Origin of the sequence: Myxococcus sp. CA023 (assembly GCF_010998615.1) — a bacterium.
Taxonomy (GTDB): domain Bacteria; phylum Myxococcota; class Myxococcia; order Myxococcales; family Myxococcaceae; genus Myxococcus.
Map to the genome: position 1 here is coordinate 65,088 of NZ_JAAEAH010000041.1, position 14,982 is coordinate 80,069.

Annotated in this window: 8 protein-coding genes; 1 reads left to right on the forward strand and 7 read right to left on the reverse strand. The window is 68.9% G+C overall.

The window, feature by feature from the left end; genetic code table 11:
- Positions 1-2 precede the first annotated feature (2 nt).
- The 6 genes from F8M74_RS19245 to F8M74_RS19270 form a co-directional block, all read right to left on the reverse strand.
- Positions 3-1,235 carry a hypothetical protein gene (locus tag F8M74_RS19245; RefSeq protein ID WP_141256089.1) on the reverse strand — a complete coding sequence of 411 codons (1,233 nt, stop codon included), beginning with the start codon at positions 1,233-1,235 and terminating at the stop codon, positions 3-5.
- A complete protein-coding gene (locus F8M74_RS19250) occupies positions 1,232-2,104 on the reverse strand; it encodes a tol-pal system YbgF family protein (protein WP_141256091.1) in 873 nt (290 codons plus the stop codon). Before F8M74_RS19250 ends, F8M74_RS19245 begins: the two co-directional genes overlap by 4 nt.
- Positions 2,101-2,694, reverse strand: coding sequence for an RNA polymerase sigma factor (locus F8M74_RS19255; RefSeq protein ID WP_163973292.1), 594 nt, complete (start codon positions 2,692-2,694; stop codon positions 2,101-2,103). The genes F8M74_RS19250 and F8M74_RS19255 overlap by 4 nt, the downstream gene beginning before the upstream one ends.
- 44 nt (positions 2,695-2,738) lie before the next feature.
- The gene (locus F8M74_RS19260) at positions 2,739-3,950 is read right to left on the reverse strand and encodes a hypothetical protein (protein ID WP_141256093.1); all 1,212 of its coding nucleotides are present in this window, start codon (positions 3,948-3,950) and stop codon (positions 2,739-2,741) included.
- 96 nt (positions 3,951-4,046) lie between these two features.
- On the reverse strand, positions 4,047-5,846 hold the full coding sequence (locus F8M74_RS19265; RefSeq protein ID WP_141256095.1) for a glycosyl hydrolase family 18 protein: 1,800 nt from the start codon (positions 5,844-5,846) through the stop codon (positions 4,047-4,049).
- Positions 5,847-6,001: 155 nt separating this feature from the next.
- Complete coding sequence (locus tag F8M74_RS19270) at positions 6,002-6,343, reverse strand: ferredoxin (RefSeq protein WP_141256097.1); 342 nt, start codon at positions 6,341-6,343, stop codon at positions 6,002-6,004.
- A gap of 604 nt (positions 6,344-6,947) precedes the next feature.
- On the opposite strand from F8M74_RS19270, the gene F8M74_RS19275 reads away from it, so the two are divergent.
- On the forward strand, positions 6,948-9,740 hold the full coding sequence (locus F8M74_RS19275) for a vitamin B12-dependent ribonucleotide reductase (protein ID WP_141256099.1): 2,793 nt from the start codon (positions 6,948-6,950) through the stop codon (positions 9,738-9,740).
- A gap of 87 nt (positions 9,741-9,827) precedes the next feature.
- On the opposite strand, the gene F8M74_RS19280 is transcribed toward F8M74_RS19275, so the two are convergent.
- A complete protein-coding gene (locus F8M74_RS19280; RefSeq protein ID WP_228560482.1) occupies positions 9,828-10,958 on the reverse strand; it encodes a general secretion pathway protein GspE in 1,131 nt (376 codons plus the stop codon).
- Positions 10,959-14,982: the final 4,024 nt, after the last annotated feature.

Here is a 14,982-nt window from a genome sequence, read left to right on the forward strand (position 1 = left end):
TCTCAGTCGTCCCTGCACTCGGCGCCTGCATCGCGAATGTCCGCGTCGTAGTGCAGTCGGAGCGGCCCGGAAGCCTCGACTTGACGGACGAACACGGAACCGAAGACCTCGGCCCCCCCGCTCAGGCTGAGTGCGGCGCGGGGCGCATAGAGATTGCCCGCGAGGATGCTGCCCGCGGACAGCGCCAACACGTTCGAGCCCGCGACGTACACTCGCACGCGAGAAGGCGTGGCGGTGGACCCCAACGTGAGCGGTCCCGCCAACGCGACAGCGCCCCCGAGGAACAGGTCCAGCTCTCCAGGCGCCTGGACGTCTACTGACAGTCCTTCGCCCAGGTCGACGACGTCCTCGACGAAGAGGGCCGTGCGCGCGCGAATCGTGAGCGTGGCGCGGCCCGTCCCGGTGATGCGCGTCAGGAGGAAGCGGCCACACGGCAGCTCCAGCGCACGCTCGCCTTCGATGTCCTCCATCGCCGTGGCATCGAGGCCGATGGCCGCGTTGTCATTGTCGAGCACGTGCCGGGCGATGAGGCCGGAGACATCCACCTGTGACGCCGCATCACACGCACAGGGGCTGACCGGGTCCACGGGTTCGCGACGGACCTCGGCGGCCTGCACCGGCCCCAACGTGTGGCCCGCTGGAACCGTGAGCACGCCACCGACGCTGAAGGCGGGCAACGCGACGTCACCGCGTACGCGGGCGTCTCTCACTACGGTGGCCGAGACTGGGTTGCCGGTAAGCGGACCACCGCAGTGCAACGCCTCGCCCACGCGAAACGTCTGCCCGAGCTGGGCTCCTCCCGCGCCGCCAATACTCAGCGAGCCTCCCACCGACACCGCGTCATTGGCCGACAGCGCGCCATTCACCCCGACATCGCCCCCCGCGCCTCCTGACTGATACGTCCCCGTGGTGCCGTGAAAGGCATCCGTTTCGAAGGACGCCCCCAGGGCGAGCCCCTCGCAGGTGCACAGCGCGTGACGGAAGGTTCGCTCCGCCAGACGCCCACTGCACACCTGCGAATCGGTATCGGCATCGCCCACGACGACCGGAGGCCCACGCCCCGCGCAGTACGCCTCCCAGTCAGCGGGCGGCTCACCGCCATCGGGCCCACCGGCATCCGCCGAGGAACCCACGTGTCCTGCGTCCGGCGACTGGACGGTGGCTACCAGGTCCCCACGGGTGCAGTTCCCCATCGAGGCCGCCAGTAGCACCGCCAACGTCCATCGCCCGTTCATGGCGCGGTGAGCTCTCGAACGCGCGCGCGAGCCGACGGCACGAGCGGCGAATCCGGATGAGTGGAGAGGAAGGACTCCAGCGCGCTGCGCTCCGCGTCCCGGTTGCCGAGAACACGGTGCGCTTCGGCGATTCCGTGCTGCGCTTCCTGGTCGAGCACACCGCGCGGCTGGATGCGAAGCGCCGCCTTGAACTGACGCAGGGCGCCTCGCGCGTCCCCCAGGTGCTCCAGTCGAAGCGAGCCCGAGGCGACGCGCGCGACGTATGACGCGAGCGATGATGGCTCGGCGCGAATGATGCGTAAGTAGAGCGCCTCGGCTTCCTTCCACCGCCCTTCGGAACGGAGCCCATTTGCCTTGAGCAAGAGGTCTTCCGGCGCAGCCGACTTCACGGTGGCCGGTGGCGCGCGAGGACGCACCGGCTCGACCGCTCCCTCGGCTTCAGCGATGGACGCGGCAGGCACCACCGGCGTTTCGGGCGCAGCCTCGTCTGACACGGTATCCAACCGCGAGGGGGCCGCGTCAACCGCTCCGCTGCCGCTCCGTTGTGACTCCGTGTCCAACCGCAGGGGCTCCGTGAGCGCAGCCGTCTCAGCCCGCGTCGTCGACGCCCGGCTCGGGCGTGTGAAGCTCCAGACCGCTGCCGCGGCGGCGCCCGCGACGAGGAGCGCGCCCGTCATCAACCACACGGGAGGCCGCTTGCCGCGTGGCCGGGGCGCGGGCCGCGCCACCAACGTGCCTGCCTCCAACGCGGTCAGCACCATCCGCGCCGACCGCTCCCGGGAGATGCGTCGGGCCGGCCCCGCGCCTTCGTCCAACGGCAGGACCAGCGCGTTCAGGGCGTCATCCCTCTCTTCCCTGAAGTCACTCATCCCCGCTCCTCCCCTCCGTCTCCCTCCGCGGTCGCCAGCGAGCGCAGCGCCGTCCGCCCCAAGCGGAGCCGGCTGCGCACCGTCTCGAAGGGAATGCCCAGCTCCGTCGAAATCTCCGGCACGCTCAACTCCAGCACGTGATGCAACACCAGTGCATGCCGCTGCTCATTCGAAAGCCGATCCAGGAGTGTCACCATGTGCCGGCGATGCACATACTCGTCCGGCAGGGCATCCTCGGAGGGAACCGCGACCAGCTCCACCGGCGCATCCGCGTGCTGGGCATCCCGGCCTCGGGAGCGCTTCAGCCACGCGAACGTCGTCCGCGCCACCACCCGGTCCGCCCAGGACTGGAAGCGGCCTTCGGCGCGGTACGACGGCAGCCCTCGCACCAGGGCGATGAGTGCCTCCTGGGCGATGTCCTCCACGTCCCCATCCCCGCGCACCAGGTAGCGCACGAGGTTGCGAACCCGAGGGAGCAGCTCCATCAACAAAGCCCCGGTCGCCTCTCGCTCGCCCTGGATGGCCGCCTGGATGCGAGGGTCTTCCGCCGCACGACGTGGGTCCGCTGCGTGTGAGCCCGAGCTCCTCATTGCCGCCATGGAGGACGGCACCCGGCCCACCGGGTCATCGGCGCTCACAGAAAAACCACCATCGCCAACCCCAGCCGGGGGCGGACGGCCCAACCCGCACCGCGTGACACGAAGTTTCCGTCGATGGCGTAGCGAAGCTCGGGCCGGCCCAGGAGGACCTCCGCGGCCATGCTCGCCTCCAGGCCGACACGCGCCCCCATCCGCCAACGGGCGCGGAGCTCGGGGCCCATGAGCAGGGCCAGCATCGTGCCCGGAGGCGCCGCCTCCACCTCCTCCGTCAGCGCTTGCGTCCGACGGGTGAAGACCACCGCGCCCGCGCCCAGCCCAGCCTCCACGTCCAGTCGCTCCGCCGCCGCCCAGGGCAGCCCCGCCCACACCGACGCCGCATGCTGCCCCAGCGTCAACTCCGTCCGGGCATCGCGAAGCCGGGTCGGCACACTGGCCAGGACTTGCGCTCGCAGCCGCCACCAGCCCGGCTGCCATCCCACGCCCACCACCAACCCCTGGTGGCCCGTGCGCGTGTACCCATCCAGCGCGGCATGGCCCCCCAACGAGAGCCACATCTGGTGCGCTCGGTGCTCCTCGGCCGAAGCCGGACGCAATCCCTCGCGAGGTGACGCCACGCCTTCCCGCGCGGAAGCCGAGGCCCCTTTCTCCGCGAGTGCAACGGCCTCACCCGGGGACGTGGACGTGGGCGGCCTCAGCGCGGCCCCATCACCGGAGGCCACCTCCCCGATGTGACGGGCCACCACGGTGTCATCCCCGGGTCCAACCTCCTCGCCGTTCGACGCATGTCGCGGCAGCGCCACCTCCACCACGTCACCCAGCGGCGCGCCGGCCTCCACCGCGCGCAGTGCGGAGCGAGCAGCCAGCGCCAGCGCCTCCGCCCCCGTGGACCATTCCAGGGAGCCTGGCGACTGCCCCATCCGCGCGGCCCGGGAGAACAGACGCCGACTGTCGAACTCCGCCACCTGGACGCGAACGTCGCTGCCCTCTCGCACGAACCAGAGGACAGCGCGGGCCTGGTGGCGCCCGGCCAGCCGTTCCGCCGCGAGCCATGGGCCCTCGCGAAATTCTCCGAGCGGCGCTCCGGACGAGACCTCGAGATGCACGAGCAGATCGCTGCTCTGCCCCCTCACTCGCACGAGCAAGGAGGTGTCCTCGTCGGACGCCACCCGGACGACGGCGGTCCACGGCTCGGCGGCCACGGAAGAGCTGGAGAGCGCCACCAGCAGGACGGCTGCCGCGAAGGACATGCGGCAAACCCTAACGCCATGACGCCGGGGAACAGAAGTCCCTCGGCGTATGGCTTCACGACACGCCGACAATGCCTGTCAGAGGTTCAGCCCGGGTCAGCGCAGCTTCCGTGCCAGTGCATCGAGCAGCGAGCCGTCATCACCGCTCAACTCCCAGAACATCGCGCCGCCCAGGTTCTTGTTCAGGATGTAGTCCGCCTTGGCGTTCATGCTCTGCACGTCGTCATACCCAATCCAGATGCCCGTGGCAGGGTTGTAGACGTAGGCCTGCTTCGCCTCCGGGTGGAAGAACTTCGTGTAGCCGGAACCGGAGCGCTCGTAGTTGGCTTTGATGTCCTTGAAGTCGAACACACCCGTCAGGCCCGACGAGCCGTCATCCCAGGTGCCGCGCGTGGGCACGCCGCTCTGGAACAGGCCGTTGTTCACGTTGGGCACGCTGCCCCAACCCCGGCCGTAGAAGGGCACGCCGACGACAATCTTCGCGGGCGGAACGCCCAGCGCCAGCATCTTCGACACCGAGCCATCCGTGTAGAAACCCGTGGCCGCGCCCGGGTCACCCGTGACGCGATTGAGCGCCGAGTGGAAGTTCACCGTGCTCTCGAAGGCCCCGTGGTAGTCGTAGGACATCACGTTGATCCAATCGAGCACGTCGGCCAGCTTCTTCGTCTCCTGCTTGTTCTCCAGCAGGTCTGGCGACGCGCCCGTGGCGATGGTGAGCAGGTACGGCTTGCCCGTCTGCGTGGTGACGGCGTTGAGCTGACTGCGGAACTCCTGCATCAGCAGCGTGTAGTTCTGCTTGTCAGCGGGGCTGTTGCTGTTGCCTGGCAGGCCGCCGCCGACCGGGTACTCCCAGTCGATGTCGATGCCGTCGAACACGCCCTCGCCGTTGACGGGGTCCACGCCGGGGTACTGGCCACGGATGTAGAGGTCCACGCAGGACTTCACGAAGGCCGCGCGCGAGGTAGGCGAGGACGCCACGGTGGAGAAGTGCGTGGACCAGGACCAGCCGCCCACGGAGATGAGCAGCTTCAGGTGCGGGTTCTGCCGCTTCATCTCCTTGAACGCGCGGAAGTTGCCTCGCAGCTGACCGGGATCCCACTCACCCTGCCAGCCGCCGCTCTTGTCGATGTCCGCGAACGGGTCGCCGAGGATGCAGCGTCCGTCCCCGGAGATGTTGGAGAACGCGTAGTTGATGTGCGTGAGCTTGGACGGCTGCACGTTGGACACGTGGTAGTTGCGCGCGTAGATGCCCCACGCGGTGAAGTAACCAACGATGCGCTTTCCTCCTGGCGGCGGCCCGCCCGGAATCTCCACGACGACGGTGAGCGTGGTGGTCCCCACATTGCCCGCGGCGTCATAGGCGCGCACCGCGTAGACATACGTGCCGTTCTGCTCCCAACCGCTGAAGGCCCGGCTGAACTGCGAGCCGGTGGCGACGACGGCACCGTTCTCCAGAATCTCCACCCGCGTCACGCCCACGTCGTCCGTCGCCGTGGCCGTCAGGCTCAACGGCCCTGCGGCGATGATGCGCGAGGCACTGGCACTCAAGCCCACGGTGGGCGCGGTGACGTCCCCGCCCGTGCCCGCGTCCGTTCCGCCGCTGCCCGCGTCCGGCTCACCACCGCCCGCGGGCCCCAGGTCCAACCACAGCGCGGCCACCGCCACCGGTGTCCAGTCCGCCTGGGACGTGTGCGGCTGACGGCACTCATAGAGGCGCCCTTGATAAGTGACGCGCGTTCCCACGGAGTACGCGACGCCCACGACCCACTCCGCGGCCAGGGCCGCATCCTGGAACGCCGTCATGTCCCGGACGTGAGACGACGGCACTTCGGAATCACAGCCAGCCACGGACAAGGCTGTAGCGATCAGGCCAGAGGCCCACCAACTGCGACGCATGCATGTGCTCCTCGCCGCGCTGGACACATGCCGAGCCCAAGCCCGGTGCAGGCCTGCCCCGGGCTTCTCGACAAGGGTTCCACGCGGCTCGTCTGCGGGTTCACGCAGACAGAGGCAGGCGTCGACTATTTCGGGTTAATACCGAGAAACGCGCTTCAGCCCGGAGTGACGGCCTTGCGGGAGAAGGGCATCAGCAGCCGCTCCACGGGGCGGCCTTCCATCAGGTGCTGCTCGACGATGTCCTTCACGTCCTCCACCTTGACGCCGCCATACCAGGTGCCTTCCGGGTAGACGACGACGGCGACACCGAAGCTGCACGTGTCCAGGCATCCCGCCGCGTTGGCGCGCATGCTCCCCTTGAGGCCCCGCTTGTCGAGCTCCGCCTTGAAGGCGGCGCGGACTTCCTCCGCGCCCTTGGAGGCGCAACACCCCTTGGGATTTCCGTCCGGGCGACGGTTGGTACAGACGAAGACGTGGCGCTGGAAGGGAGGAGCCATGTCCGCCTCCTAACGCGCGTCCGGGCCAAAATCGACGACCTCGTTCACCAACGGACCGCCAACGGGGCTGATCCACCACCCCTAGCGGATCAACACGGTTGCACCCTCCCGAGTCGTGCACAGACTCACAGCAAACGTCTCCCAGTGATCACGCTCGCTTGGCTCGAAGTGACAATACATGGCTCGCCATCTGGATTCAGGCACTGCAAAGCATGTGTTGCCAGGGCAGGCGCGGCCCTCTAGATCGGGCTCCCTCGCTGAACACAGTAGCAGCAGGGCAGGCAGGCAGACACCGGACGCCCACTTCACGGCTGTACACAATTCATGGTGGGCATGACCTTTACGGACACCATCTGTTGTATCGATAGAATCTTTGACGGAGGTGCTACAGGAGTCTATCCATGGCCTCGTCCGGCAGTCTGGCGGGCATCTCCCAAGAACAGCCGAGGGGCCGGGCGCGCCCCTGCTTCGTCGTCGCGAATCCGCTCTGATGTCACCCGCGTTTCACGTCGGGCTGATCCATCAGATCCATCGGGATCTCGCGACGTTAGCGTTTTGCAAATTTTGCATCAGAACTCGCAGTGAACTCGCGGAGGGTGGCGACATGGATAAAGAGCTGAGCTCGAAGTCCACGGTGAACGGGAAGGAGCGGCGCGGCGGGCGCAAGGCGCGCGTGGCGGCGACGGGCTTGACGGTGGAGCGCTTCTTCACGACACCGGGCGTGGATCCCGCGGATGAGCTGGCGTGGGAATACCGCAGCGCCAGCATCACCGGCGAGGATGGCAAGGCCGTCTTCGAGCAGAAGGACATCGAGGTACCGAAGTCCTGGTCGATGCTGGCGACGAACGTCGTGGCGTCGAAGTACTTCCGCGGCACGCCGGGCACGCCGGAGCGTGAGACGAGCGTGCGCAAGCTGGTGGCGCGTGTGGTGGACACCCTCACCCACTGGGGTGTGGAAGGTGGCTACTTCACGCGGGACGCGGACCGCGAGGCCTTCCACGCGGAGCTGACGCACCTGCTGCTGCGCCAGAAGGCGTCCTTCAACTCGCCCGTGTGGTTCAACGTTGGCGTGGAGGCACAGCCCCAGTGCTCCGCGTGCTTCATCAACAGCGTGGAGGACAACATGGACTCCATCCTCACGCTGGCGCGCACGGAGGGAATGCTCTTCAAGTACGGCAGCGGCACGGGCAGCAACCTGTCCACCATCCGCGGCAGCAAGGAGCTACTGGCGGGTGGTGGCACCGCTTCCGGCCCGGTGTCGTTCATGCGCGGCTTCGACGCCTTCGCCGGTGTCATCAAGAGCGGCGGCAAGACGCGCCGCGCGGCGAAGATGGTCATCCTCAACGCCGAGCACCCGGACATCCTCGAGTTCATCCGCTGCAAGTCGAGCGAGGAGAAGAAGGCCTGGGCGCTCATCGAGGCCGGCTACGACCCGTCCTTCAACGGCGAGGCGTACTCGTCGGTGTTCTTCCAGAACTCGAACAACTCGGTGCGCGTCACCGACGCGTTCATGAAGGCGGTGGTGGATGACGCCACCTGGACGACACGGTCGGTGCGCGATGGCCAGCCGCTGGACACCTACCAGGCGCGCGACCTGTTCCGGGAGATCTCCGAGGCCGCGCACCTGTGCGGCGACCCGGGCATGCAGTTCGACACCACGGTGAACAGCTGGCACACGTGTTCGACGACGGCGCGCATCAACGCGTCCAATCCGTGCTCGGAGTACATGTTCCTGGACGACTCTGCCTGCAACCTGGCGTCCCTGAACCTGATGCACTTCCGCACCATCGACGGCGACTTCGACGTGACGGCGTTCCGCCACGCGGTCGACATCCTGCTGATGGCGCAGGAGATCATCGTCGGCAACTCGCGCTACCCCACCGAGCGCATCGAGAAGAACAGCCACGACTACCGGCCGCTGGGCCTGGGCTACGCCAACCTGGGCGCGCTGCTGATGGCGTCCGGCCTGCCGTATGACTCGCCCGCGGGCCGCAACTACGCGGGCGCGATTACCTCGCTGATGTGCGGCGAGGCCTACGCGATGAGCGCCCGCCTGGCGGAGAAGCAGGGCCCCTTCGCTGGCTACGCGAAGAACACGGAGCCGATGCTGGGCGTCATCCGCAAGCACCGCAAGGCCGCGTACCACATCGCCCCGGAGGGTGTGAGCCAGGGCCTGTTCTCCGCGCAGAAGGACGCGTGGGACCGCGCGCTCGCGCTGGGTGAGGAACACGGCTTCCGCAACAGCCAGGTGACGGTGCTGGCCCCCACGGGGACCATTGGCTTCATGATGGACTGCGACACCACCGGCATCGAGCCGGACATCGCGCTCATCAAGTACAAGAAGCTGGTGGGCGGCGGCATGCTGAAGATCGTCAACCAGACGGTGCCGCTGGCGCTGGAGAAGCTGGGGTACCCGCAGACGCAGTCCCAGGACATCATCAGCTACCTGGACAAGCAGGACACCATTGAGGGCGCGCCGCACCTGAAGCCCGAGCACCTCCCGGTGTTCGACTGCGCCTTCAAGCCGGCCCAGGGCGAGCGCAGCATCCACTGGATGGGCCACATCCAGATGATGGAGGCCTGCCAGCCGTTCCTCTCCGGCGCCATCTCCAAGACGGTGAACATGCCGTCGGACGCGACGGTGGAGGACATCGAGAAGGCGTACCTGGAGGCATGGAAGCGCGGCCTCAAGGCCATCGCCGTGTACCGCGACGGGTGCAAGCGGACGCAGCCGCTGAACACGTCGAAGGAGACGGTGAAGGACACGCGCGCCGCCAAGGCCACCGTGGCCCCCGAGCCCGCCCCCGCCGTCCAGCCGGAGCCCCGCGCGGTCCGCCGACGCCTGCCGGACGAGCGCCGCTCCATCACGCACAAGTTCTCCATCGGCGGCCACGAGGGCTACCTGACGGTGGGCATGTACGAGGACGGCCTGCCGGGCGAGCTGTTCATCGTCATGGCGAAGGAAGGCTCGGTGGTGAGCGGGCTGATGGACAGCTTCGCCACCAGCGTGTCGCTGGCGCTCCAGTACGGCGTGCCGTTGAAGGTGCTGGTCGACAAGCTCAGCCACACCCGCTTCGAGCCCAGCGGCTTCACCGGCAACCCGGACATCCCCATCGCCAAGTCCATCACCGACTACATCTTCCGCTGGCTGGAGCTGAAGTTCCTGCCGAACGAGGAAGAGGACGCGGTGCTGGACCGGGTGGACGTGCAACCGAAGCGGGAAGCCCTGCCCGCGCAGACGGCTTCGGTGCAGCGGTCCGACGCCCACGCCTCGAAGCGGTCCACCTGGCTGAATCAGGCGGATGCTCCGCCATGCCACACCTGCGGCGCCATCATGGTGCGCAGCGGTGCTTGCTACAAATGCAGCAACTGCGGCGCGACCAGCGGCTGCAGCTGAGCGCGACGCGCCGTTCTTGAAGTGAAGAGGGCTCCGGAGCACCTGGCTCCGGAGCCCTTTTTGCGTCTCCCCTCCTCCGGCTCGCGCTCAGGCGCTCCGGGTGGGGAGACGGGAGAAGGCCTCGGAGGCCTTCTGCGCGATGAGGGTGAGTTCATCGAGCGCGGGCGCGGCGATGGGCTCCGCGCCATGGTCCGCGACGATGAACGCCACCGCCTGGCCCCGGTTCCGAATGGCGATGACGGCCAGGCGCGAAGCTCCCTCACCGCCCAGCGCGGCGAAGATGGCCTCGTCCTGGGGACAGGCCGGTGCTTCGAAGACGCTGGCACCCACGGACGTCATCGCGGTGTGCAGCAGGGACGGTGCTTCGAGGTCGACCTTGAGTCCGGCGACCGCCGCGCTGTCACTGCCCGGGCCCCAGGCATGCCCCACCCGCGCGAGGCCGAGGCTTTCGCCCAGGAGGAAGGCGCGCTGAAAACGGCCCGCGCAGTACGCCAGCACCACCCTGCCGAGCGCACCCTGGGTACTCACGACGTCGAGCGCCGACAACACGTGCTCCGCCGTCACGGAAGGGCCACCCACGGGCCCTTCCGTGGCCGCGCTGGCCGCCGAGGCCAGGAGCGTGGTGATGACTTCCGAAGGATCCGCCGCAGTGGGCTGCCATGGCTGCTCGATGAAGTCCCACGCCGAGGCCAGAGGCACTTCGGTCGCCGTGGGCGATATGGCCGGGCCGTCGAGGTCCACAACGCGGTCCGCCCAGGTCGTCTCCGGGACGTGGCCAATGGAGCCCGCGTCATCGCCGCCCTGCCAACCCACGAACTCCCACGTCGAGGCGAGCTGCATCGGCTCGTCGGATGCGCCGGACAGGTCATCCAGTTCAATGGGCGCCCGGGGCGTGGGGGCGACGGGTGGAGGCGTGAATTCGGGTGTCTCGACGAAGGGCGAGGGAGCGCCGCCATGCGCGGCGGGCTCCGTGGCGTCGAGGCTGGCCGCGGGGGCAACAGGGGTGGTGAGCAGTTCGCCATGCTCCGCGACGACGAAGCCACGTGCCTTGCGCGGCGCCGGGGTGTCCTGCGTTGGCGTATCCGCGTGCTTGCCTGTTGAAGCATCCTCCGCCGTCGGGTCGGACTCGCTGGCGATGGCCGCCAGGTCCAACTTGAGGCCGAATGGCTGCGTCACCTCGCCGAAGGGCAGCGCGGCCCGTTCGCCCGTGGATGGCATGGCGGTGGGAGCGGAATCGATGAACGGAGTTGGCTCGGCTTCTGTGGTTGCCGCAGCCGCCTCCGCGAAGCCGTCAGGCGCATCGCTCGGTGTCACGGCGGTTGGGGTGTCTACGGTGGCAGTCGGAGTCGCCTCCGCAGACGGGCTGACCGCGACTGGCTCCTGCGGGGCCGGTGAGGCTGAATCGCTCGAGAGTTCCGAGTTCGCCGCTGCGGTTTCGGAAGGCTCCGTGCCTGCCAGCGTTTCGGTTGCAGCGGATTGAGCCGTGGGATGACCAACGGCATCGGCCACGATGACGGGCTCGGCTGAACGCTGCGCTTCGGCTGGCGTCGTGGACGCCAACGACGACGCGACCTCCACGGATTCTCCCGCGAGGACTGGACCGGAGTGGGCCTGCGAGGCCTCCGGCAGCGCTTCCACACTGGGAGGCTGCTCAGTCCCTTCCGGTTCGGGAATCGAATCCGCGGACGCGACATCATCGGGCGACGTCGAGCCCGCCGCGCTCAAAGCGTCAGCGTTCGGCGACCCAGTTGGAGAGGCGGCCGCGTGCTGAGAGGCCCCAGCATCCGGCCCTGGAGCGGACGCATCCGTCAGCTCGGCGGTCGACACCACTTCTGCGGTCGGATGTGCGTCAACGCCCGGCAAGGGAACCGCTGCACCTTCCACATTCGAGGACGAGGCGAGGACAGCATCGGCAGCAATCTCCGTGTCAGACGAGACCGTCTCGGCCTGGATTGCTGCCTGTCCCGGGGCCGGTTCAGCAACGGCAACACCTTCATTCGTGGACGACGGAGCGTGCTCACGGTCGAGGGCCGCTGCTGCTGTTTCCACGGTTCCCTGAGGACCCAATGCCGTCGACGACTCGCCAAGGGCGGACGCTTCGGGTGCCGCATCGTTCACACCGGCAGCCTGCGGCTCGGCGCCAACCGAACGAATGCCACTCGAACCACCGGAGACATCCGGCGCGGCAGCAGCGGCACCATGTGCATCCGAGGTCGAGTTGGCCTCGGTGGTTGCGGCGGGAGTATCAACGCTCGCACCTGGCCCAACGGAGTCGTCCGGCTGTGCCAAAACGGCACCGGCCGCCGATACGGCCAAGACCGCATTCGCATCACCAGCAACATCCTGCGCGGAGGAGGATGCACCCGCCGCCGAGTCATCGACGCCTGAGGTGGCGACATTGGCAGCGTCCAACACAGCGGATGCGGCTACAGCTTCAACGTCCGGACTCGCAACACTGGCTGCTTCCGACTCAGCGGTAGCCGCGCCTGCTACCGATGCCTCAACAACTGCTTTCGGTTCGTCGTGAATGGGGCTGGCCGACGGTTCCTCGGCCCGAGCACCTGATACATCTGCTGCCTCCAGCACAATTGCCTGAGCCTCGGAAGCCGCAACCGCCACATCGACGGCATGCGCCACAACGGACGCAACGCCGCTCTCCGGTGCCTCGGAAGTCGCAGTTGCCTCAACGGTGACATCTGGCGCTGAGTCAGCGGCACCGACTGCAGTGGCATCAAGGACCGCGTCCGCAGCGACCGCAGTGTCCGACGAAACCGCGACGGCTTCGGTTTCCACTGCGCCCGATTCCACACTGACGTCCGCTGCCGTCACTCCAACGGCTTTGCTTGCGACGCCACCCGATGCCGCGCCGGTGCCCTCTGCCATCACCACAGCGGCTTCGTCTACTGCCTGAAGCCCAACTGCAGCGTCGGTGTCAATGACCGGCTCAACCACGACCGTGGCATCTGTGCGGCCTGGCGTCTCGGGAGGCACCTCCACGTCCACCGACGACGCACCTTCGGTCGCGACAGGGGTCGCCGACACCACGTCGGAAGCCGTAACGGCGACGGCATCCACGTCCAACACCACGTCAGAGTCCGTGGGCAACGTCCGCGCAGGAGCCCCACTCGTGTCGACGGCAGACGGCACGTGCTCTTGACCCGGCACCTCAGCAGGGATGCCACCCTGTTGAGGCGCCGCGCCGCGCTCGTGGGGGGACTCTCGTCCTTCAGTCGCGATGGGAGCAGGCGAGACACCGTGCCCGCGATGAACCGCGGGCGACATTCCGGGAGGAACCGGCATCCGGCTTGAATCGAGGTCCGGCGCCAAGGAAACACCGCTCGACACCGAAGCCCCCAGGGCTGGCTCGAGGTGGAACGGACGTTCCGTTCCATCCGCGGCAGCCGAGGACGGGGCAGCGCGTGCTTCCGCTGGAGGAGTCTCGGCTGGCTCATCGGTCCGTGGAGCTTCCGCAGCGGCATTGCCAGGGACTGGCATGTTCGCTTCCACGGGCCGTGCATCCCCCAGTGACGCGGGAGGCGGCATCGCTCCGGGAGGCGTCATCCCCCTGGGGAGCTGCGACGGCATGCCCGCTGGATGCGCAGCGACCACGCCTGAAGGCGGCGTCGGGGACACTTGCGCGGGCGGTCCACTCAACAGGCCCTGCGCCATGCCCGGCGTGGGTGCGCCCTGCAAGGCCACAGGCGGGCCACCGGCGGCCGGAGGTACGGGCACTGTGCCCGGAGGCGTCTGTCCGTGAGGCGAGTGAGGACGGGGCATCCCCGGCCCGGCGACAGCCCGAGCCCCAGCAGTCATCTCCGGAGGCAATGCTCCGAGAGCCACGGGGGCATGGGGCACCCCGTGCGCAGTCGCAGGCGATGCGCCCCTCATTCCCGGTGGTACCGCCCCGGGGGGCACAGGGGCATCGGGCACCCCGTGCACGGACGGAGGCGGTGCGCCCGTCATTCTCGGGGGCATCGTCCCGTGAGGCCCAGGAGCCTGGGCCACCCTGTGCACGGATGAAGGCGGTGCGCCCGTCATTCCCGGTGGCATCGCCCCGCGAGCCCCCGGCACCGCAGGCAGTCCCGGCGACGACGGCGGTCGCGCGCCCATCATCCCCGGAGGCACCGGCCCGTGAGGCACAGGCAGCCCAGGCGCAGGTTGCGGCCGTGCTCCCATCATCCCCGCAGGCACCGGCCCATGCGACCCTGGCAATCCGGGCGCGGGCAGAGGCCGTGCTCCCATCATTCCCGGTGGCACCGGCCCCCCATGAGGCCCGGGCGTCGCAGGCAGGCCCGACGACGAGGGGCGTGCTCCCACCATTCCCGGTGACACCGGTCCATGAGGCCCCGGCACCGCGGGCAGGCCCGTCGCGGACGGCGGACGATGTCCCATCATCCCGGGAGGGACCGGCCCCTGTGGCCCGGGCGCGGAGGACAGGCCGGGCGCGGGAGGAGGCCGTGCTCCCATCATTCCCGGCGGCACCGGCCCATGAGTCCCCGGCACCGCGGGCAGCCCCGTCGCGGACGGCGGGCGATGTCCCATCATCCCGGGAGGAACTGGCACAGCAGGTCCGGACGCACCACCCGCCATGCCAGGAGGTCCCGACACCGCAGGCAGTCCCGTCGCGGACGGAGGCCGATGCCCCATCATTCCTGGAGGCACCGGAGCACCCGCTCCAACCATCGCCGGAGGCTGTGCGCCCATCATCCCCGGTGGCACCGGAGCCCCCGCCGAAACCGTCGCCGGAGGCGGTGCTCCCATCATCCCCGGTGGCACCGGCCCATGAGGCCCCGGCACTGCCGGTACACCCGTCTTGGACGGAGGCCGTGCGCCCGCCATGCCTGGTGGCACCGGACCGTGTGGCCCAGGAACCGCGGGCAGTCCCGTCGCGGACGGAGGACGTACCGCCATCATCCCTGGTGGAACAGCCATCCCTCCGGGCGCGGACGACGGCGATGCGCCCAGCATCCCCGGAGGAACCTGCGGACCAGCAGTCCCCACGCTCGGCGCTCCATGCACCGCAGGCAGTCCCGTCGCTGAGGGCGGCCGAACTCCGGCCCCCTCCGGCGGCATCGACGCACCCGGCCCAGGCGGCGCGCCCACCATGCCCGGAGGTCCCGCCACCGCCTGAGGCCCAGGAGACGACGGAGGCCGAGCCCCCATCATCCCCGGAGGCACCGGAGCTCCCGGCTGCGCCAATGGCCGCGAGGGCATCCCAGGAGGAACACCCATCCCCTCGCCC

What these genes read in the sequence shown, in the direction of transcription:
- F8M74_RS19250 (WP_141256091.1), bottom strand. Translation starts at nt 2,104, where the DNA reads ATGAGTGACTTCAGGGAAGAGAGGGATGACGCCCTGAACGCGCTGGTC.
- F8M74_RS19270 (WP_141256097.1), bottom strand. Translation starts at nt 6,343, where the DNA reads ATGGCTCCTCCCTTCCAGCGCCACGTCTTCGTCTGTACCAACCGTCGC.
- F8M74_RS19265 (WP_141256095.1), bottom strand. Translation starts at nt 5,846, where the DNA reads ATGCGTCGCAGTTGGTGGGCCTCTGGCCTGATCGCTACAGCCTTGTCC.
- F8M74_RS19275 (WP_141256099.1), top strand. Translation starts at nt 6,948, where the DNA reads ATGGATAAAGAGCTGAGCTCGAAGTCCACGGTGAACGGGAAGGAGCGG.
- F8M74_RS19255 (WP_163973292.1), bottom strand. Translation starts at nt 2,694, where the DNA reads ATGAGGAGCTCGGGCTCACACGCAGCGGACCCACGTCGTGCGGCGGAA.
- F8M74_RS19260 (WP_141256093.1), bottom strand. Translation starts at nt 3,950, where the DNA reads ATGTCCTTCGCGGCAGCCGTCCTGCTGGTGGCGCTCTCCAGCTCTTCC.
- F8M74_RS19245 (WP_141256089.1), bottom strand. Translation starts at nt 1,235, where the DNA reads ATGAACGGGCGATGGACGTTGGCGGTGCTACTGGCGGCCTCGATGGGG.
- F8M74_RS19280 (WP_228560482.1), bottom strand. Translation starts at nt 10,958, where the DNA reads ATGCCATCCACGGGCGAACGGGCCGCGCTGCCCTTCGGCGAGGTGACG.